Source organism: Antarctobacter sp., assembly GCF_048262615.1.
Classification (GTDB): domain Bacteria; phylum Pseudomonadota; class Alphaproteobacteria; order Rhodobacterales; family Rhodobacteraceae; genus Antarctobacter.
Genome location: NZ_JBLXFB010000031.1, coordinates 1 through 19069 on the forward strand (window position 1 = coordinate 1; position 19069 = coordinate 19069).

Genomic DNA, 19069 nt, shown 5'->3' on the forward strand with positions numbered 1-19069 from the left:
AACGGGCCTTCGGCGGGGGGGAGGGTTTTGGGAGGGATTTTGGGGACTCGGTGTGCTTTGGGCGGGTGGGGTTTGGGGTGCTTTGGGGTTTTGCGGTGGGGGTGCCGGGCTGAAGCCCGGCCTACGGGTGATGGGCGTTTGGCCAGAGATGGTGTGTGGGCGTTTCGAGATTTGCCGGGAAGAGGCGGTTTTTGTCTTTCGCGCGCATTGAGTACGGGCGGTGGCGGCGGCGGGTTGTGAGGGATGGTGGGTTGGAAACCCACCCTACGGTCGCTACGATAATTTCCAAGAGCGTCATGTCAGGAACCTCATGATGAAAGTCATTTTTTTCCCATTCAAGTCGGTGATGGTATTGGCCTTGTCTTTGGTCTCATGTCCGGCATCGGCTGCGAATATTGAGAAAGGTGGCGACAGTATCATGGGGTGCACGGCCACTCTCAGCGGGGAAATCGCACCTGAAGACGCTGCCAAACTTGGAACATTCATGGCGTTGGAGGGGTGGGGCACAGATTATTACTCTGGCAAGGATCGCCTGTGCCTGAACAGCCCCGGTGGCAGCTATCTGGCAGCGGTCCAAATTTCCGGTGTGCTCAATGATCTGGGAATTGGAACTGCCGTGGCGGCTGGCGATCGATGCGAGAGCGCCTGCGCCATCATTTTCATGGGCGGAAAGCGAAATGGCGAGGCCGGACATTTCTGGCAGGACAGGGTTTTGAACCCCGATGGCATTTTGGGCTTTCACGCCCCTAGATTGACCGTCGGCGAGGGAAGTTACAGTGAATCGGACTTGGAACGCGCCTACGAAATCGCCCTTAAAAGCATTGGGTCTCTGCAAAGGCTGAAGCTCAACCCGCACTACGAATTTCCTGATTCTCTTTTTATTGAAATGTTGGACGTTCCTTCGGACAGCATGCGTTACATTGAAACTGTTTCCGATGCGGCCCAGTGGAGTATCGAAGTCGGTCCAGTCTCATTTCCGGGAGGTGATCCAGACGAGTTGGCGAAAAATGCTTGCCTCAATGCTCAGGCAATGAATCTTGAGTATTCAATTGACCAATTCGAGGTTCCAAGCCCGCTTTTTTCCACATCGCGCGTGAATGGATCAGAACATTATTTTCGGACAGTCCCCGGATTTCTTTTTGAGGGGGCCTATGCGTGCGTTGTTCGTTTCGAGTTGAACCAATTCGACCTCCCGGTCGGGAAAAGACGACTTGGATGGTTTCTGGAGTTTGATGTCAACAGTCCCGAGTTTCTGGAGCAGCAGCACCTCTGGCCGTTCATGCTTTACCCGCCTTCAGCGGCGTTGGAAGATTTGGACTGACAGTTTGGAGGGCCGGAGATATTCCGAGGGGTCCAAGATGTATTGCCGTCGAATTCAGACCGAACCCGTCTGAGGTCCAGAACATGGCGCATCTGAACGTTTCAAGTCCCGTATAAATTGCAGCCCTCAGTGACAAGGCGCGGCAGCGCCCTGCTCGCAAGGCTGGTACGCAGGTGGCCGATAGGTGTCATTCGCCCTTGGAATATCACCCCCAACCCCCCGCTTGCACCTCCCCCCCGCCTTACCCTACTAAGTTCGGGACACATCAGGAGGAGGCTCCATGCGCCGCGTCGTCGTCACAGGGCTTGGGATCGTTTCGAGTATCGGGAACTCTGCGGAGGAGGTTCTGGCCTCGCTCAAGGCGGGCAAGTCCGGCATCACCGCCAATGCGCAGATGCAGGAGCACGGCTTTCGCAGCCAGATCGCGGGGGCCATCAATCTGGATGTGGCCGAGCAGATCGACAAGCGGACGCTGCGCTTCATGGGGCCGGGGGCGGCCTATGCCTATATCGCCATGGGCCAAGCCATCGCGGATGCGGGGCTGGAAGAGGCGGACATTGTGAACCCGCGCACCGGTCTTGTGGCCGGATCGGGCGGGCCATCGACCAGCGCCATGCTGACCGCGCATCAGACGGTGCTGAAAACCGGTGCGACCAAGCGGGTTGGTCCCTTTGCGGTGCCCAAGTGCATGTGCTCGACGGTCAGTGCGAACCTGTCGACGGCGTATAAGATCAAGGGCATCAACTATTCGATCACCTCGGCCTGCTCGACCTCGCTGCATTGCATCGGTAACGCGGCGGAACAGATCATGCTGGGCAAGCAGGACGTGATGTTTGCCGGCGGCGGCGAGGAACTGGACTGGACCCTGTCCTGCCTGTTCGACGCGATGGGCGCGATGTCGTCGAAATACAATGACACGCCGGACAAGGCGAGCCGCGCCTTCGACGCGGGGCGCGACGGGTTTGTGATCTCTGCGGGCGGCGGTATCCTCGTGCTGGAAGAGTTGGAGCACGCCCGCGCGCGCGGTGCCAAGATCTACGCCGAAGTGACCGGCTATGGCGCGACCTCGGACGGGGCGGACATGGTCGCGCCGTCGGGTGAGGGCGGTGAGCGGGCGATGCGGGTCGCCCTGTCGACGCTGCCCGAGGGGCGGAAAGTGTCCTATATCAACGCGCATGGCACCTCGACCCCGGTGGGCGACGTCGGTGAGATCGAGGCGGTGCGGCGCGTGTTCGGCGAGGGGACAACCCCGCCGGTGTCGTCGACCAAGTCGATGACCGGCCACAGCCAGGGCGCGACCGGCGCGCAGGAGGCGATCTATTGCCTGCTGGCGTTGCAAAACGATTTCATTATTCCGTCGATCAATGTGCAGACTCTGGACCCGGCGCTGAAGCCGGCGGAGATTGCGACGACTTTGGTCGAGAATGCGGGGCTGGATTCCGTGATGACCAACTCTTTTGGGTTCGGCGGCACCAACGGGTCTATGGTGCTGTCAAAGTTTCATGACTGATTGCGCGGATAGGGTGAGATGACGTTGAGTCTGCAAGGCAAGCGCGGGCTTGTCATGGGTGTTGCGAACGAGCGTTCGATCGCCTGGGGAATTGCGAAGGCCTGCCATGAGGCGGGCGCGGAGCTGGCCTTTACCCATCAGGGAGAGGCCTTTGGCAAGCGGCTGGAGCCTTTGGCGGCCAGCGTCGGGTCGGACTTTATGGTCGACGTGGACGTGACCGACGATGCGTCCCTGGATGCGGCCTTTGAGGCGCTTGGCCAGCGGTGGGAGAGCGTGGATTTCCTTGTCCACGCGATTGCCTATTCGGACAAGACAGAACTGACGGGGCGGTTTCTGAACACCTCGCGGGCGAACTTCAAGAACTCGATGGATATTTCGGTCTATTCGTTCATCGAGGTGGCGCGGCGGGTGCATCCGCTGATGACGAACGGCGGGGCGCTGCTGACGCTGACCTATCTGGGCAGCCAGCGGGTGGTGCCGAATTATAACGTGATGGGTGTGGCCAAGGCGGCGCTGGAATCGACGACGCGGTATCTGGCGAACGATCTTGGCCCGGACGGCATCCGCGTGAACGCGCTGAGCCCCGGCCCGATGAAGACGCTGGCGGGCGCGGCCATTGGCGGCGCGCGGCGCACCTACAAACACACCGGCCAGAACGCGCCGCTGCGGGCGAATGCCACGCTGGAGGCGGTCGGCGGCACGGCGGTCTGGCTGATCTCGGACGCAGGCGCCTGCACCACGGGTGAGATCGTCATGGTGGACGGCGGCTATCACGTGCTTGGCATGCCGCAGATGGAAAACCTGTAAGGGAGGCGGCGATGCGTCTGGTCTGGGCTCTTGGGATGGTTGCGGCGCTGGGTGGCTGTATGGAGGGCGCGGCCCCGGTGTCGGGCGGTGCTGGCGGCGGACAGGGGGCCGAGGCCCGTAAGCTGTCGACGGGCATGACTCAGGCGCAGGCGGACGCGGTCTTTGGGCTGGACGCAGGGTTTGAGCGGAACCCGGCGAACTGGGACGAGGCCTGCGTCAGCTATGCCTATGGCAGCGCCGAGGCGCCGCGCTATGTCCATGCGGTTTTCCGCAACGGCCAGTTGGTGCGGTCGACCGATGGCCACGGGGCGATCTGCGCCTACGGCGCGGCGCTGTAACGCGCTGACAGGAACCGCAGACGCGCCGGGACGTTGACTTCCAAAGCACCGGAGGCGCAATGACCTACAAGATCACTCTGCAAAGCATCGAGTCGGTGACACATGATGTCCACCGTCTGACGTTCGACAAGCCGCAAGGCTATGTTCACACCCCCGGTCAGGCGACGGATTTCGCGCTGGACCGCGAGGGCTGGCGCGACGAACAGCGCCCGTTCACCTTTACCAGCCTGCCGGATGAAGACCGGCTGGAATTTGTGATCAAGTCCTATCCCGACCACAACGGCGTGACGGACCAGATCGGCAGGATGGCACCGGGTGACAGCGCGCTGATCGGCGACCCTTGGGGCGCGATCGAGGACAAGGGCGACGGTGTCTTTATCGCCGGGGGCGCGGGGGTGACGCCCTTTATCGCGATCCTGCGCAAAAAGCTGGAGGAAAACGGCACGCTGGAGGGCAACACGCTGATGTTCTCAAACCAGTGTGAGCGCGACATCGTCATGCGCAACGCCTTTGAGGCGATGCCGGGGCTGCGCTGTCACTGGACGGTGACAGAGGAAAAGGGCAGCCCGCTGGCGCGCGGCATGATCGACAGCGACATGCTGGCCGGTTTTGTCGATCCGCAAAGGGACATCTGCTATATCTGCGGCCCCGATGCGATGGTCGAGGCGATGCCCGAGGAACTGGCGCGGCTGGGAGTCGAACAGGATCAAATTGTGGTCGAGGATTTCAGCTGACCTTGCAGGCAGGTTTGATGATGAAAGGCCGGGGCATCATGTCCCGGCTTTCTCACATCCCGCTCAGAACCACTGACCCGGTTCCATCAGGCCAAGATCCAGCAACTGGCGTGAATGCCATTCAAAGGGCGTCGAGTTGTGCCAGCGAAAATTCTTTATGTCGAAGGTGGACCCCGGATTGCTTTTCAGCGCCTTGGCGGTGCGGAAACTGGCAATGGCCGCGGTCAGGTTGTTGTGCCACGGGCAGGCGTAGGTGTTGTATTCTTCATCCGAAAACGTGTGGTCCTCACGCAGTTTCAGCCCCGGTTTGGCGCGGAAAATCGCGATGCGATCAATCTTGCGGCGGCTTTCGGGGACGTGTTCCTCATACCGCCAGCGCAACCCGCCGAAAAAGTTCAGCTGCCGTTCCTTTGGGTGATTGTGGTTTTTCGGGTCGGGCCGGGCCAGCGCGTAATAGCCCGAGCGGTCAAGCCATGCATCGTCCAGCGACACCGCATTGGGGCATTTGCGCAGATCCCCGGCGTAGAGGTCGACGACATAGGTCAACATCGCGTCGCGCCGTTCCTCTGTGTGATAGGCCAGCATTTCGCCGACTGTCCGGCTTTCTGAAAAGGGAAAGAAGAGGTATTCGGCGTTGTAGCAATAAAATATCCACTGTTCCGGGGCATTGCGGATGACGCCATTGACGGCCCTTGGCAGGGCCTTGTCCGTGCGCATGTCATAAGCGACGTGATGCACCTTGTCCGCCAGATCGGCGGGCAGCGCCAGATCGCGCGCGCCAAAGAGCACCACGGTGCCAAAGCCGCTGTGGCGGTGGTGGCGCAGGGTGGTGTCCAGTTCCACCGCGTCCTCGGCAAACACCAGCGCGATGGGCCCGCGACTGAGCGCATGGGCCCCTTGGGACAGGAACTGATCAAGGGTCTTGTAGAACATGCTCGGCCTCTGGTGGGGCTTTTACCGCAGGGTCGGTGAAAATCTCGTGCATTGCAAGGCGGGGGGATTCTGCGGTATCGCCAGCCCTTACATCCGAGACAGGAGCGCGCCATGGCCCCGAAGAAACTGTATATCAAGACCTACGGCTGTCAGATGAACGTCTATGACAGCGAGCGCATGGCCGAGGCCATGGGCGGCGAGGGCTATGAGACAACCGCGCGCCCCGAAGATGCGGATATGATCCTGCTGAACACCTGTCACATCCGGGAAAAGGCGGCGGAAAAGGTTTATTCGGAACTGGGCCGCTACAAGGGGCTGAAGGCGGACAAGCCGGATCTGAAGATCGGCGTGGCGGGATGTGTGGCGCAGGCCGAGGGCGCAGAGATCATGCGCCGTCAACCGATGGTGGATCTGGTGGTCGGCCCGCAAAGCTATCACCGGCTGCCGGATCTGCTGGCGCGGACCCATAACGGCGCCAAGGCGCTGGACACGGATTTCCCCGAAGAAGACAAGTTCGACCACCTCACCGCGCGGCCCAAGGCCAAGCGCGGGCCGACGGCGTTTCTGACCGTGCAAGAGGGCTGTGACAAGTTCTGCGCCTTTTGCGTGGTGCCCTATACGCGCGGGGCAGAGGTTAGCCGCCCGGCAGAGCGGGTGCTGACTGAGGCGCGTGATCTGGTCGAGCGCGGCGTGCGTGAGATCACCCTTTTGGGCCAAAACGTGAATGCCTATCACGGGCACGACGGCGGGCTGGCGGGGCTGATCCGCGCGCTGGCCAAGATCGACGGTCTGGCGCGTATCCGCTTCACCACCTCACACCCCAACGACATGGATGACGCGCTGATCGCGGCGCATGGCGACTGTGACAAGCTGATGCCCTATCTGCATCTGCCGGTGCAGGCGGGGTCGGACAAGATCCTGAAACGAATGAACCGGAGCCACACGGCGGACGACTATCTGCGGTTGATCGAACGGCTGCGCGCGGCGCGACCCGATCTGCACCTGTCGGGCGATTTCATCGTCGGATTCCCGGAAGAGACCGAAGCGGATTTTCAGGCCACGATGGACCTGATTTCGGCGGTGGAATACGGCTCGGCGTTTTCGTTCAAGTATTCCGAACGCCCCGGCACCCCGGCGGCGGAACGTCCGCAGGTCTCGGAGGCGGAAAAGGACGACCGTTTGCAGCGGTTGCAGGCGCTATTGACCAAACAACAGCGCAGCTTGCAGGACGCGATGGTCGGCCGGGATGTGCATGTGCTGTTCGAAAAGCCCGGACGGATGCCGGGCCAGATGGTCGGGAAATCGGAATACCTGCACGCGGTGCACGTCGAAACCAACGATTTCGGCCCCGGCGATATTGCGCGAATCCGAATCGATTCCAGTGGCCCCAACTCTCTGAAGGGGGTTGTTGTCCCGGTCTGACAGCCCCCAAGAACCCCTTGTTTCAAAAAAAGGGTTCGGATTATCCACAGAAAAACAAAGCGTTTTCGGGAACTGTTTCCGATTTTGGGACAGTACACATAGCTTTTCGCTTCACAGGCCAAGCAGTTTTGCTAAAGTGTTGATTATAGTAAATTTGCGTGCGCCCGCTGCCATGTGGCGCACGCATTAGGGGAAACTTAAATCAAGGGACCAGGCTGTGGCTTATCGCATTTCCAAGGCCATCGGCGCGATGGCGCTTGCGGCCCTCGCTGGTCTGTCGGCCGTTGCGCCGGCAGTCGCCGGGGACGCTGACCAGAAGACACCATTCATCTCGACGCAAAACACCCGCACCATCAAGGGGGAGCAGTATATTCCCGGCATCTGGGTGGACCCGGACGGCTGTGAACACTGGGTGATGGACGACGGGGTCGAGGGCTACATGAGCCCGCACACCGACCGCAAGGGCATCCCGGTCTGCCATCGCAGCAACACCTGCGGCGTGATGAACACCGATCAGTTCTTTGCCACCGACAGCTACCGGATCTCCAAACACGGTCAGGCGCGCATTGCCGATTTTTTCAAGTCCGCGAATGCCGTCGGCTATGTCATCGCCGGCCACACCGACAGCCGCGCCTCGGATGATTACAACATCAAGTTGAGCTACAACCGCGCGCTGGCCGTGGCCAGAGTGGCCCGTTCGGTCGGGGCCAACATCACCGACGTGCGTGGCTATGGCGAACGTATGCCGGTCGCGACGAACAAGACTGCAATGGGCATGGCCAAGAACCGCCGTGTCGAAATCCTCTGCTTCCGGTAATCCAGAAGGGATCATGACAATGAACTTCGTTAAACCGCTTCTGCTGGTTGCCGCTGTCGCTGCTGTTGCGGCCTGCGATCCGGTCGGCCCCGACAAGAGCCGGGACCGCCAGTCCATCGACCGTGACGACCTCACCGGCATGAAGGCCGGCATCTGGGTCGATCCGAACGGCTGTGACCACTGGATCATCGACGACGGCGTCGAGGGCTATCTGTCGGCCCGCCTCGACAAATACGGCAAGCCGGTCTGCTCGGGCATTGCCCCGCCGACCATCGCCACTGGCGACTTCAAGGGTGGCTCGACCTCGATCATCGGCGACCCGCTCTGACCTGTCGCTGACAGTAACCTACAGACCACCGGACCGCGCAGCATCTGCTGCGCGGTCTGTTTTTGTGGCGTTCCCATGACAATCGACGTCCGGGCGCGACCGAGCCTTGCGTCCCCCCGCCGCCCCATGCACCATATCTAGCAGAAACACGCGTTCAGAATCGGAACGCCCTGCGCAGGAGACGGGTTTGACAGCGGGCACCTTGACCGAAGCGATCCTTGAATTCCCCGACAATCGTTTGCTGATCGATCTCTGTGGTGAGTTTGATCGCAACCTCACCGACATCGAGGCCAGAACCGGGGTGCAGATTCTGCGCCGTGGCAACCAGCTGGCGGTGCATGGCCCGGAGGACGCTGTGCCTGCCGTGGCCGATGTGCTGCGTGGCCTATATGAGCGCCTTGAACAGGGCCGCGAGGTTGAACGCGGCGACATCGACCGCGCCCTGCGGATGGAAGAGGAAGAGCCGGACGAACAACTGGAGATGTTCACCGGCGGCAAGGTCGAGATCAAGACCCGCAAAAAGCTGATCGAGCCGCGTACCGATGCGCAAAAGGTCTATGTGCGATCGTTGTTCGAAAACGAAATGGCCTTTGGCATCGGTCCGGCGGGCACCGGCAAGACCTATCTGGCCGTCGCGGTTGGCGTGAACATGCTGATCACCGGCGAGGTGGACAAGATCATCCTCTGTCGTCCTGCCGTCGAGGCGGGGGAGCGGCTGGGCTTTCTGCCCGGCACGCAGGAGGAAAAGGTCGACCCCTACATGCAGCCCCTGATGGATGCGCTGAACGATTTCCTGCCCGGCAAACAGCTTGCCAAGATGCGGGAGGAAAAAACGGTCGAGATCGCGCCGCTTGCGTTTATGCGGGGGCGGACGCTGTCGAATGCCTTTGTGGTGCTGGATGAGGCGCAGAACGCCACCACCATGCAGATGAAGATGTTCCTGACCCGTCTGGGCGAGGGCAGCCGCATGGTCATCACCGGCGACCGCACCCAGATCGACCTGCCGCGCGGGGTGCCGTCGGGGCTGGCGGACGCGGAACGGCTGTTGGCCCATGTGCCCGGCATTTCGTTCAACTATTTCACCGCCAAGGACGTGGTGCGCCATCCGCTTGTCGCGGCGATCATTGAGGCCTATGAGGCCGACACGCAGGGGTAGGGCAAAGCCGCCGTTTCTGCGGGCTTTCCATTTCTCTGGGGGCCGGGGCCGCGTCCCCGGCGCTGATCCATATGCTGACCGACACGATATTCGAGGATGACCGCTGGCCGCAGGTCGGCCTAGACCGGCTGGCCGAAACCGGGGCGGCGGCGGCGCTGTCGCATCTGGGGCTGTCGCCGGAGCGGTATGAAATCGCCGTGCTGGGCTGCGACGATGCCCGAATCGCCGCTCTGAACGGCGATTTCCGGGACAAGCCGCAGGCCACCAACGTCCTGAGCTGGCCGTCGGAGGATCTGGCCGCCGAGGCCGATGGCGGTGCGCCCTTCGCGCCCGAACCGGAGGATGACGACGACGCGCATCATCTGGGCGATATTGCCTTGGCCTATGAGACCTGTGCGCAGGAAGCCGCCGATCGGGGCATCCCTATGGAGCAACATGTCACACATCTGATCGTTCATGGGGTGTTACATCTATTGGGCTATGACCATATGCGTGACCTTGACGCCACGCTGATGGAACGGCTTGAGGTTGAAATACTTGGCAATCTCGGTCTACCGGACCCATATGGTGTGGATGGCGCCCCGGAGGGGGCATGATGGAACGGATTGATGGGCGATAGCGAAGACTCGTCTAAGGCAGCGCAACGCGCGCTTGGATCGGGACATATGAACGGACACGGGCCGCGGCACGGGTTTTGGAAAAGGATATTCGGACGGATCGGCGGAGGCGGCTCGCAAGACGGGACCGCGAAGCCAAGCACCCCTCCGTCTGCCAACAGGCCAATTCATGGCATGATCAACCTGCGCCGGATGCGGGTTGAGGACGTGGCCATCCCCAAGGCCGAGATCATTGCCGTTCCGAATACGATCACCAAGGACGATCTGGTGTCCGTCTTCCGCGACAGTGGACTGACGCGGTTGCCGGTCTATGACGGCACACTGGACACGCCGGTCGGCATGGCCCACCTCAAGGATTTTGCCTTGCAGCACGGCTTCAATGGCACCGGCGGGCGGTTCAACCTGAAACGTCTGCTGCGGCCCTTGCTGTTTGTTCCGCCGTCGATGCCGATTGGCGTTCTGCTGACCAAGATGCAGACAGAGCGGCGGCACATGGCGCTGGTGATCGACGAATATGGCGGCGTTGACGGGCTGGTCACGATCGAGGATCTGATTGAACAGGTTATCGGTGAGATCGCGGATGAGCACGACACCGAAGAGGATCAGTACTGGACCCGCGAAAAGAGCGGTTGCTACCTTGTGCAGGCCAAGACCCCGCTGACCGATTTCGAGGCGGAACTGGGTCTGACGCTGACCGATCACGACACCATCGACGAGGAAGAGATCGACACGCTGGGCGGGCTGGTGTTCATGCTGGCCGGTCGCGTGCCTGCGCGCGGCGAAGTGGTGCCGCATCCCGTCGGTCTGGATTTTGAGGTGGTGGATGCCGATCCGCGCCGGATCAAACGGCTGCGGGTGCGCTCCGCCAACGCGGCGCGGTCTGACGGCGCGTCGGGCCATGCGGCGACCCCGGTTCCGGCGCAGGGGGCGCAATCCGCCAAGGTTGACGCGGGCCATGCCTGACAGCCGGTCGGCCGGTCGCCTGCCCGCGACCCAAGAGCGGTTGCCGGGCTGGGCGCGTCTGCCGCTGGCGGTGGCCGTGGGGGGGATCATCGGGCTGGGGCAGCCGCCCTATGATCTGTGGTATCTTGCCTTTCCGGGCTATGTGGCGGCGATCTGGCTGTTTCTTTCAACCGCGCGCGGCATGACCTCGGCGGGCACCGGCTGGGCCGTCGGGCTGGGCTATTTCGGCTTTTCCATGAGCTGGATCGTCGAGCCGTTCCTTGTGGATGCGGCCACAACCGGCTGGATGGCGCCCTTTGGGCTGATCGGGCTGGCCGGGGGGCTGGCGCTGTTCTGGGGGCTGGCGTTTTGGCTTGCCGGGCGGGCGCGGCACCCGGCGCTGACGCTGGTGCTGGCGTGGAGCGCGGCGGAACTGGCGCGGGCCTATGTGTTCACCGGGTTTCCATGGGCTTTGGTGCCGTATTTCTGGCTGCCGGTGCCGGTGATCCAATGGGTTTCGGTGATCGGGCCGCACGGGTTGACGGCGGCGACACTGGCAGCGGCGGCGCTGCTGGCCGCTGCCTTGTCGCCCGGCGCGCGGCGACTGCGGGCGGCAGGGGCTGGCGCGGCGGTGCTGGCCGTGCTGTTCGGCGGTGGCGTGGTGCTGACGCCCCCGGCGCAGGATCTGGACGGGCGACCTCTGGTGCGGCTGGTGCAGCCCAACGCCGCGCAGCATGAAAAGTGGGATCCGGCCATGATCCCGGTCTTTATGGAGCGCAAGTTGCGGTTCACCGCCGCCGCGCCCGAGCCGGGCCAGCCGCGCCCGCAGTTGATCGTCTGGCCAGAGACAAGCGTGCCCAACCTGCTGCGCCATGCGGGTCCGGTGCTGGACCAGATCACGCAGGCGGCGGGCGAGGCGCAGGTCATCGTCGGCGTGCAGCGCGCCGATCAGGCCGGATATTACAACGCGCTGGTGGCGCTTGCGCCGGGCGGCGGTGTGACCGCGCTCTATGACAAGCATCACCTTGTGCCTTTTGGCGAATACATGCCCGCCGCGGCGGTCTTTGCGCGCTGGAACATTGCCGGATTGGCGGCGCGGGCCGAGGGCGGCTATAGCGCCGGACCGGGGCCGCAGGTGATCAATCTGGGCGATCTGGGGACGGCGCTGCCGCTGATCTGCTACGAGGCGGTCTTTCCGCAGGATGTGTTTGGCGCGCCGCTGCGCCCCGACATGCTGATCCAGATCACCAACGATGCGTGGTTCGGGACGTGGTCAGGCCCGTTTCAGCATCTGGCACAGGCGCGCATCCGCGCGATCGAGCAGGGGCTGCCCATGCTGCGCAGCGCCAATACCGGCGTCTCTGCGGTGATCGACGGGGCGGGGCGGGTGCTGGAGGCGCTGCCATTGGGTGAGGCGGGCTATCTGGACGCCCCGCTGCCGCCACCGATGCGGAACACGCTGTATGGCCGCACCGGCGACCTGCCAGCCGGAATTGCGCTATTTATCGCCATTGGCCTGCTTTGGGGTGCGGCGCGGCGCATCGGTCGCACAGAATCCGATTGACCCTGCCAGCCGCGCCGCGTACGCGCATCGAGATAGTAAGCATCCCGTCACAACGGCTTCCTGGCGTGACGGCGGCATCAATGGAGCATTCTTCATGTCACGTAATAACTATATTTTCACCTCCGAGTCCGTCTCGGAAGGCCACCCGGACAAGGTTTGTGACCGGATTTCCGACGCCATCCTTGACGCCTTTCTGGCCGAAGACCCGCTGGCGCGCGTTGCCTGCGAAACCTTTGCCACCACCAACCGCGTTGTCATTGGCGGTGAGGTCGGCCTGACCGATCAGGAAAAGATGCCGGGCTTTATGGCCAGCATCCCCGACATCGCGCGGGCCTGCATTCAGGACATCGGCTATGAGCAGGACAAGTTTCACCACGCCACCTGCGAAATCACCAACCTGCTGCACGAGCAGTCCGCGCATATCGCGCAGGGTGTGACCGGCGAGCAGGGCGATGAGGGGGCTGGCGATCAGGGCATCATGTTCGGATACGCCACCAATGAAACAGAGGCGCTGATGCCCGCGCCGATCCAGTACAGCCACGCGATCCTGCGCCGTCTGGCAGAGGTCCGCAAGAACGGCACCGAACCCGCGCTGGGCCCGGACGCCAAATCGCAGCTGTCGGTGCGCTATGAAGACGGCAAACCGATGGGCGTGACCTCGATCGTGCTGTCGACCCAGCATCTGGACGAAAGCATGACCAGCGCCGATGTGCGCGCCTTGGTCGAGCCTTACATCCGTGAAACGCTGCCCGATGGCTGGATCACCGGCGACACCGAATGGTGGGTCAACCCGACCGGCAAGTTTGTCATCGGCGGCCCCGATGGCGACGCGGGCCTGACCGGTCGCAAGATCATCGTCGACACCTACGGCGGTGCGGCCCCGCATGGCGGCGGCGCGTTCTCGGGCAAAGATCCGACCAAGGTGGACCGCTCGGCGGCCTATGTGGCGCGCTATCTGGCCAAGAACGTGGTGGCCGCAGGCATGGCCGACCGCTGCACCGTGCAGTTGTCCTATGCCATCGGCGTGGCCAAGCCGCTGTCGATCTATGTCGACACCCACCAGACCGGCAAGGTCGAGGCGCGCGACATCGAACTGGCGATCCCCAAGGTCATCGACCTGACGCCGCGCGGCATCCGCACGCATCTGGAACTGAACAAGCCGATCTATCAGCGCACGGCGGCCTACGGCCACTTCGGCCGCGCGCCCGAAGCAGATGGCGGTTTCTCGTGGGAGCGGACCGATCTGGTCGAGGCGCTGAACAAGGCGATCTGAGACCGGCCTTTCCAAGGTTGTACAGTATGACAAAGGCGCTCCCGTTTCGGGGGCGCCTTTTTCGTTGTGGCTGTGGGGGCGGGCCGTGCTCTTGGTTTGGAACCGTTTTTCGTGTAAACTGACAGGGTATTTCAACTCTGACTGGTTTTTGATCCGTGGATAGTCGCATGCTGCTTTTCATCTTCATGGCTTGTGCCACCGGTTTTGTCGGCTGGCTCTGGTGGTCCGACCCGCAACCGATCCCGTTCACGACGAACCTTGCCAAGCTGGCCTATGCCGGGTTGCTGGTGCTGGTGGCGGCGATGCTGGTGCGCGAGGTTGACAAGGTCTTTCAATCCGCCAAGCCGGGCATCGGCGGGTTTCAGTTTGCGCGCCACGGCCAACCGGACGCGACCCGGTCCGAGGCGCTGCGGGCGATGATCGTGCAGCGGCACGGGCTGATCAACCAAAGCTTTCGCCGGGAGAACCTGCTGCGCGAGGCACGGCTGGCGCGGGATGCGCAGGCGGGCGCGCGTGACGTGGCCCCCTTGCCTTTTACCACCGCCTCGCTGGGGTTCTCGACCGAGGCGCTGAGCAAGCTGGAACTGAACGTGCAGGGCATCAACTTTGGCAAGCTGCTGGATTCGATGCGCCGCCGCGTGGCCCCGCCGAACGAGATCACAGGCCATGTGGTGGACACCGGCGAGGGGCGCATCTCTGCCGTGGTGCGCTGGTCCAAGGCCCCGCGCAACGCGCATCAGCCGCTGGAGGACAACCGGCTGATGACCTTTGACGACATCCGCCGCGACAGCGATCTTGCGGCGCGCATCGCCTGCGCGCTGATCTGGGCGGAACTGGTGTCCGAACAGGATGGCGCGGTGTTTAAGATGCGGCGCGACCACTATTGCCTGTGGACCGAGGCGTTTCTGACGTGGCAGCGGTTGCGCGACAAGCGGGCGGCGGACCTGACGCTGAACATCGACGATCTGGGCGATCTGGAACGCGCGCGCGACAACCTGAAACTGCTGATCGGGCAGTCGGTCGAATTTGCCGAAATCTATCAGTTGCACGCCAACCTGATCCAGTTGGACCCGACGCCGCTGCCGGGCGATCCGGGCGCGATCGCCGAGGCGCGGGCGATCTATGCCGGGATGGGCCGGGGGCTGACGCTGGAAGAGGCGCGCCAGACCCTGCGGGTGGCGGCGGCGGCGCAACCGGTGGTCAGTGCCGCCGACCCCGACGTGCGGCCCGTGTCCAGCGGCGATTTCCGCCCGATGCTGCCAATGATCGACGGCCGCGTGCAGGCGGGGACCGTTGCGGCGGTACAAGAGGTGCTGACGCCGCAGGCGGACGCGCTGGCGCAGGTCGCGGCGGCGACCGGGTTCCTGCGGCTGTCGGACGGCGACCAGCCGATGCGCGGCACCGGCTTTGTGGTGGCGCGCGATGTGGTGGTGACGGCGGATTTTGTGCCCGGCTATCTTCAGGCGCCGGGCATGGCGATGGCCGCCAGCCTGACCCCTTTGCCACTGTTGCGGATGGAGTTTTCGGTCGGAGAGGATGCGCAGGACGATCGCGACAACCGGGTCTTTGCGGTGCGGCAGGTGCTGTTGCGCGACAAGGAGGCGGGCCTGAGTTTCCTGCATGTGCCGGGGCTGGCCTCTGCCGGGATCGGGCCCGCGCCCCTAGGGGACGGGGTGCCGGATGAGGGGGCGTGGCTGGCCGTGCTGGGCTATCCGGTCAACGATCCAAGGGTGGCAGGGATCGAGATGCAACCGGGCTGGCGGCCCTATATCAAGCGGCTGATGCCGGGCACGCGGGTGGCCGTTGCCTCGGCTTGGGCGGATTATCCGCAGGCCTTTGGCCATGACGCCACCACGGCGGGCGGCACCGCCGGGGCCCCGGTGATCGATCTGGATACCGGCACTGTCATCGGCCTGCATCTTGGCGGCGGGTCCGGCACGCAAGAGCGGCGGCGCGGCTTTGCGGCCCCGTTCTCCACGGGGATGCTGAGCGCGGTCATTGCGCCGCTGGAGCGCCGCTGACGCCCTTTGATGGTGGTGACGGGTGTCAGGCATCTTGCACGATGGCAGCGAGGCGGGTATGCGCTTGCCGCCATGACAACATCGAACAAGCATCCCGACGCCCCTTGGCGGAACTTTTACGGCCGTATCCGGGGCAAGACCCTGCGGCCCAAGCAGGAAGAGTACCTGCAAGAGGATCTGGACAAGCTGTCACCGGGGCCGGTGGACTGGGAAGAGAACCCGGATCGCACCCCGCTGGACCTGAAAGCGGTGTTCGGCGACGCGCCGGTCTGGCTGGAAATCGGCTTTGGCGGGGGCGAGCATCTGGTCCATCAGGCGGTGCAGAACCCCGATGTTGGGTTGATCGGTGCGGAACCTTTCATCAACGTCGTGGCCATGCTGCTGGGCAAGATCCGGGATGCGGGGGTGCAGAACCTGCGGGTTTATCCGGGCGATGCGCGCAACCTGTTCGACGTGCTGCCGGATCAGTCGGTGTCAAAGGCGTTTCTGCTGTACCCCGATCCCTGGCCCAAGAAGAAACACCACCGCCGCCGCTTTGTGACGGCGGAACACCTTGAGCCGCTGCACCGGGTGCTGAAGCCGGGGGCGGAGTTCCGGGTGGCGACGGATATCCCCGACTATGTGCGCCAGACCTTGATCGAGGTGCCAAAGGCGGGCTTTGAGTGGCTGGCCGATGGCCCGGCGGACTGGCGCGATCCCTGGGACGACTGGCATTCCACCCGCTATGAGCAAAAGGCGCTGCGCGAAGGCCGGGTGCCGCATTACCTGACGTTCCGCAGGACGTAAAAGGGCGGGGGCGTCCTGCCAAGGCGTCTTGCTGCGGTCGCGTCCCGCAGCGGGATTTGACCCGGCAAAACGCCGGAGCGCGGTCAGAGGGGGGCGATCAACTCCGGTCCCTTGGCCCGGTTGGAGTTCACCGCCGGGTCCACGCGATAGAAACTGAGGGCGTCCTCTGGTGCCGGTGTCATTAACGTGGCCGCGCCGCGCCCTTCCTCTCCCAGCCACTTGGCCCAGGTATCGGGGGCCAGCACAACCGGCATCCGGTGGTGGATGTTCGACATGGCCTGATTGGCGGCGCAGGTGACAATGGCGCAGGTGCGAAAGGCCTGCCCGTCGCGTTCCCAGTCCTGCCAGACACCGGCAAAGACCAGCGCGGAGTCCTGTGAGGGATGGATGTACCACGGCAGGCGGTTGCCGTCTTCGTCCTTGGTCCATTCGTAAAAGCCGGTGCAGGGGATCAGGCAGCGCCGTTCACGGCAGGCGGCCTTGAACGCGGGTTTCTCGGCGATGGTCTCTGCGCGCGCGTTGATCAGCAGCGGGCCGCCGTTGGGGGCCTTGTACCAATGCGGCAGGAACCCCCAGCGCATCGACACCAGCCGCCGTCCTGCGTCCTCCATAACCACGTGGATCTGGTTCGTCGGGCAGACGTTGTAGTTGGGCACTTCTGGCAGGTCGTTCGACGGTGCCGCCTCGAACAACTGGGCCATGGCGTCCGGGGGGAGAGTGACCGCAAACCGCCCGCACATGGGTCAGAGCCCGAAACGGGAGTAATGTAGCAGGCCCCAGGCGGTCAGCTCGCGTTCCAGCCGCCCCCAGAGATCGGCAAAGCGCAGCGGGTCCATTTTTGTCACTTCGCGGATCTCGGCAAGGCTGCGACGGTTGTTGATGGCGGCCATCAACGGCGCGCAGTCACGCGGGATGCGCATCTGCACATCCGCCTCTTTCAGGGTGATCGGCAACGGGCGGCCCTGCGCCACCGCCTGTGCCGGTTTGCGCATGTCGCTGGTGGGCGAACGCGGGATCAGACTTTGCTTTGATCCGCGCGCGATGGGGCGGTCCTCATCGGCGGGCACAAGATAGCCAAGGTGCTTTTTCATCGTGCCGCGCAGCTTTTCCGCCAAGGCCATGGCGGTGGCGTCGTCCATATCCTTGGGCCGGTCGGTGATGCGCGCCAGATCATAGAGGCCCGGCGGCAGCAGCGATTGCAGTTTCCAGCCCGTCCGCTCCAGCGTGCCCAGCAGGCGGGGGATGTCAAAGGGCGTGTCCTGACCGTGCAGCAGCAGGTCGTAAAAGCCCGCGTCGCTTTGTTTGTGGTCGGTGACATTGCCGTTGGCGGCAAAGGGGTGGCCCTTGTGCAGGTTGCCGACGATCTTTTTCGCCTTGGACAGCCGCACCTGCGGGGCCATGCCGTCAAAGAGCGTGCCAAAAGCCTCTTGCAGCGCATAGATGCCAGAGCGGCCATAGGGGGCATAGACCATGAACCCCATGCCGCCGCCGGGAGCCACGGCGGCCCGCAGCGCGGCAAAGCCCGCGTCCGGATCGGGCAGGTGGTGCAGCACGCCGCAGCAGTCGATGTAGTCAAAGGGCCCATGATCCGGCGCGTCCAGCAGGCTGCCGGTGACGAAGGTGATGCCGGTCAGGCCGCGTGCCTTGGCCCGCGCCTCGGCGATTGCGCGCGAGGCCTTGGAGAGGTCCAGATAGGTGATCTCATAGGGCGCGCCCGCGCTGGTCATCATCTGGGCGATCTGGATCAGCGCATCGCCGGTGCCGCCACCCGCCACCAGCACCCGCAGGGTTTGCGACCAGTCGCGCTGGCCCTGATACAGGTAGTGGTCGATTTCCAGCGGATGTGAGGGCGAGCCGACGATCAGGCGCTTTTTCTCATCCGCCGGGTCACGTTCCGGGTAGGGATAGCTTTCGTACTGTTCCTTGACCGATACCATGCGTGCGTCTCCCTGAGGTTGGAAAACGGTTTGCCCAAAAGGACGCTGCGGGACAAGTGTTAAGACGGACCTTTAGACCGGTCTCAGGCTGGGGGATCACCGGCGCTTGGCGATCTCCAGCCGGGTATCGCGCAAGGCAATCTCTCGGATCAGGCCGGCGCGGGCGGTGCGGTCGTGAGTGTCGCGCAGGCGTGCGCGCAGCTCGGCCAACTCGCGGATCAGGGCGACCACCTCCGGCACCGCGCCGTTCTCTTTCAGGATACGGGTCATGACGGCGTTTTCCGGGTCGTCGCAGGTGGGCAGGGGCTGGCCCGCGCCTTCGAGTTTGTCGAAGGCCCCGTCGCGTTCCGCGGCCGCAATGCGGGCGTTGATGAGGTCGATCAGCGGGTGGTCCATGGCCAAAACCAATGCCACAAAACCGCCCCTGATGGAAGCAAGGGCGCGCCGGAGCGATGGCGCTGGTCGCGCGAAACGGCCCGCCCGCTGGGCGGCGCGGGAAAACGCTGCGTCACGGGTTTGATGCCGCCGCGTCCCTATCTCTTGCGCGAAGGGACAAAGGCTCA

General features: G+C 63.6%; 19 protein-coding genes and 1 riboswitch. Of the genes, 15 read left to right on the forward strand and 4 right to left on the reverse strand.

The window, feature by feature from the left end:
* Positions 1–313 precede the first annotated feature (313 nt).
* The 5 genes from ACN0S5_RS21100 to ACN0S5_RS21120 all read left to right on the forward strand — a co-directional run bounded on the left by ACN0S5_RS21100 (position 314) and on the right by ACN0S5_RS21120 (position 4710).
* Positions 314–1321 (forward strand): hypothetical protein, encoded by a 1008-nt coding sequence (locus ACN0S5_RS21100; RefSeq protein WP_417211009.1) that lies wholly within the window; start codon positions 314–316, stop codon positions 1319–1321.
* A gap of 280 nt (positions 1322–1601) precedes the next feature.
* Positions 1602–2831, forward strand: coding sequence for a beta-ketoacyl-ACP synthase I (fabB, locus tag ACN0S5_RS21105; RefSeq protein WP_417211011.1), 1230 nt, complete (start codon positions 1602–1604; stop codon positions 2829–2831).
* Positions 2832–2849: 18 nt separating this feature from the next.
* Positions 2850–3638 (forward strand): enoyl-ACP reductase FabI, encoded by a 789-nt coding sequence (locus tag ACN0S5_RS21110; RefSeq protein ID WP_417211012.1) that lies wholly within the window; start codon positions 2850–2852, stop codon positions 3636–3638.
* A gap of 11 nt (positions 3639–3649) precedes the next feature.
* Entirely contained in the window at positions 3650–3976 is a 327-nt protein-coding gene (locus ACN0S5_RS21115; RefSeq protein WP_417211014.1) for a hypothetical protein, read from the forward strand.
* 59 nt (positions 3977–4035) lie between these two features.
* Complete coding sequence (locus ACN0S5_RS21120; protein ID WP_417211015.1) at positions 4036–4710, forward strand: FAD-binding oxidoreductase; 675 nt, start codon at positions 4036–4038, stop codon at positions 4708–4710.
* A 63-nt stretch (positions 4711–4773) separates the two neighbouring features.
* On the opposite strand, the gene ACN0S5_RS21125 is transcribed toward ACN0S5_RS21120, so the two are convergent.
* On the reverse strand, positions 4774–5643 hold the full coding sequence (locus ACN0S5_RS21125) for a hypothetical protein (protein WP_417211016.1): 870 nt from the start codon (positions 5641–5643) through the stop codon (positions 4774–4776).
* 111 nt (positions 5644–5754) lie between these two features.
* Between ACN0S5_RS21125 and miaB the strand changes: the two genes are divergently transcribed.
* The 10 genes from miaB to trmB all read left to right on the forward strand — a co-directional run bounded on the left by miaB (position 5755) and on the right by trmB (position 16569).
* Positions 5755–7065 (forward strand): tRNA (N6-isopentenyl adenosine(37)-C2)-methylthiotransferase MiaB, encoded by a 1311-nt coding sequence (gene miaB / locus ACN0S5_RS21130; protein ID WP_417211018.1) that lies wholly within the window; start codon positions 5755–5757, stop codon positions 7063–7065.
* 217 nt (positions 7066–7282) lie between these two features.
* Positions 7283–7882: an OmpA family protein gene (locus tag ACN0S5_RS21135; RefSeq protein WP_417211019.1), complete on the forward strand. Its 600-nt coding sequence runs from the start codon at positions 7283–7285 to the stop codon at positions 7880–7882.
* 19 nt (positions 7883–7901) lie between these two features.
* Positions 7902–8210 (forward strand): hypothetical protein, encoded by a 309-nt coding sequence (locus ACN0S5_RS21140; protein ID WP_323770832.1) that lies wholly within the window; start codon positions 7902–7904, stop codon positions 8208–8210.
* Between the two features lie 187 nt (positions 8211–8397).
* Positions 8398–9366 (forward strand): PhoH family protein, encoded by a 969-nt coding sequence (locus ACN0S5_RS21145; RefSeq protein ID WP_417211021.1) that lies wholly within the window; start codon positions 8398–8400, stop codon positions 9364–9366.
* A gap of 71 nt (positions 9367–9437) precedes the next feature.
* Positions 9438–9962, forward strand: coding sequence for an rRNA maturation RNase YbeY (gene ybeY, locus ACN0S5_RS21150; protein ID WP_417211023.1), 525 nt, complete (start codon positions 9438–9440; stop codon positions 9960–9962).
* A gap of 12 nt (positions 9963–9974) precedes the next feature.
* On the forward strand, positions 9975–10946 hold the full coding sequence (locus ACN0S5_RS21155) for a hemolysin family protein (protein WP_417211025.1): 972 nt from the start codon (positions 9975–9977) through the stop codon (positions 10944–10946).
* Positions 10939–12489, forward strand: a complete 1551-nt coding sequence (gene lnt, locus ACN0S5_RS21160) for an apolipoprotein N-acyltransferase (protein WP_417211028.1) — start codon at positions 10939–10941, stop codon at positions 12487–12489. The genes ACN0S5_RS21155 and lnt overlap by 8 nt, the downstream gene beginning before the upstream one ends.
* 41 nt (positions 12490–12530) lie before the next feature.
* A riboswitch (SAM-SAH riboswitch) is annotated at positions 12531–12577 on the forward strand.
* Positions 12578–12583: 6 nt separating this feature from the next.
* Positions 12584–13762, forward strand: coding sequence for a methionine adenosyltransferase (metK, locus tag ACN0S5_RS21165; protein WP_417211031.1), 1179 nt, complete (start codon positions 12584–12586; stop codon positions 13760–13762).
* A gap of 167 nt (positions 13763–13929) precedes the next feature.
* Complete coding sequence (locus tag ACN0S5_RS21170) at positions 13930–15783, forward strand: trypsin-like peptidase domain-containing protein (RefSeq protein WP_417211033.1); 1854 nt, start codon at positions 13930–13932, stop codon at positions 15781–15783.
* A 72-nt stretch (positions 15784–15855) separates the two neighbouring features.
* Positions 15856–16569: a tRNA (guanosine(46)-N7)-methyltransferase TrmB gene (gene trmB / locus ACN0S5_RS21175; protein WP_417211034.1), complete on the forward strand. Its 714-nt coding sequence runs from the start codon at positions 15856–15858 to the stop codon at positions 16567–16569.
* A gap of 83 nt (positions 16570–16652) precedes the next feature.
* Here trmB and ACN0S5_RS21180 read toward each other — a convergent pair whose 3' ends face one another.
* The 3 genes from ACN0S5_RS21180 to ACN0S5_RS21190 form a co-directional block, all read right to left on the reverse strand.
* Positions 16653–17309, reverse strand: a complete 657-nt coding sequence (locus tag ACN0S5_RS21180) for an SOS response-associated peptidase (protein ID WP_417211035.1) — start codon at positions 17307–17309, stop codon at positions 16653–16655.
* A 3-nt stretch (positions 17310–17312) separates the two neighbouring features.
* Positions 17313–18506 carry a class I SAM-dependent methyltransferase gene (locus ACN0S5_RS21185; protein ID WP_417211037.1) on the reverse strand — a complete coding sequence of 398 codons (1194 nt, stop codon included), beginning with the start codon at positions 18504–18506 and terminating at the stop codon, positions 17313–17315.
* 96 nt (positions 18507–18602) lie between these two features.
* Positions 18603–18902 carry a DUF1992 domain-containing protein gene (locus tag ACN0S5_RS21190; RefSeq protein ID WP_417211073.1) on the reverse strand — a complete coding sequence of 100 codons (300 nt, stop codon included), beginning with the start codon at positions 18900–18902 and terminating at the stop codon, positions 18603–18605.
* Positions 18903–19069 lie beyond the last annotated feature (167 nt).

Coding starts and splice junctions, on each gene's coding strand:
- miaB (WP_417211018.1), top strand. CDS start 5,755: ATGGCCCCGAAGAAACTGTATATCAAGACCTACGGCTGTCAGATGAAC.
- ACN0S5_RS21185 (WP_417211037.1), bottom strand. CDS start 18,506: ATGGTATCGGTCAAGGAACAGTACGAAAGCTATCCCTACCCGGAACGT.
- ACN0S5_RS21155 (WP_417211025.1), top strand. CDS start 9,975: ATGGGCGATAGCGAAGACTCGTCTAAGGCAGCGCAACGCGCGCTTGGA.
- ACN0S5_RS21190 (WP_417211073.1), bottom strand. CDS start 18,902: ATGGACCACCCGCTGATCGACCTCATCAACGCCCGCATTGCGGCCGCG.
- lnt (WP_417211028.1), top strand. CDS start 10,939: ATGCCTGACAGCCGGTCGGCCGGTCGCCTGCCCGCGACCCAAGAGCGG.
- ACN0S5_RS21120 (WP_417211015.1), top strand. CDS start 4,036: ATGACCTACAAGATCACTCTGCAAAGCATCGAGTCGGTGACACATGAT.
- ACN0S5_RS21140 (WP_323770832.1), top strand. CDS start 7,902: ATGAACTTCGTTAAACCGCTTCTGCTGGTTGCCGCTGTCGCTGCTGTT.
- trmB (WP_417211034.1), top strand. CDS start 15,856: ATGACAACATCGAACAAGCATCCCGACGCCCCTTGGCGGAACTTTTAC.
- ACN0S5_RS21100 (WP_417211009.1), top strand. CDS start 314: ATGAAAGTCATTTTTTTCCCATTCAAGTCGGTGATGGTATTGGCCTTG.
- ACN0S5_RS21115 (WP_417211014.1), top strand. CDS start 3,650: ATGCGTCTGGTCTGGGCTCTTGGGATGGTTGCGGCGCTGGGTGGCTGT.
- metK (WP_417211031.1), top strand. CDS start 12,584: ATGTCACGTAATAACTATATTTTCACCTCCGAGTCCGTCTCGGAAGGC.
- ACN0S5_RS21125 (WP_417211016.1), bottom strand. CDS start 5,643: ATGTTCTACAAGACCCTTGATCAGTTCCTGTCCCAAGGGGCCCATGCG.
- ACN0S5_RS21170 (WP_417211033.1), top strand. CDS start 13,930: ATGCTGCTTTTCATCTTCATGGCTTGTGCCACCGGTTTTGTCGGCTGG.
- fabB (WP_417211011.1), top strand. CDS start 1,602: ATGCGCCGCGTCGTCGTCACAGGGCTTGGGATCGTTTCGAGTATCGGG.
- ybeY (WP_417211023.1), top strand. CDS start 9,438: ATGCTGACCGACACGATATTCGAGGATGACCGCTGGCCGCAGGTCGGC.
- ACN0S5_RS21180 (WP_417211035.1), bottom strand. CDS start 17,309: ATGTGCGGGCGGTTTGCGGTCACTCTCCCCCCGGACGCCATGGCCCAG.
- ACN0S5_RS21110 (WP_417211012.1), top strand. CDS start 2,850: ATGACGTTGAGTCTGCAAGGCAAGCGCGGGCTTGTCATGGGTGTTGCG.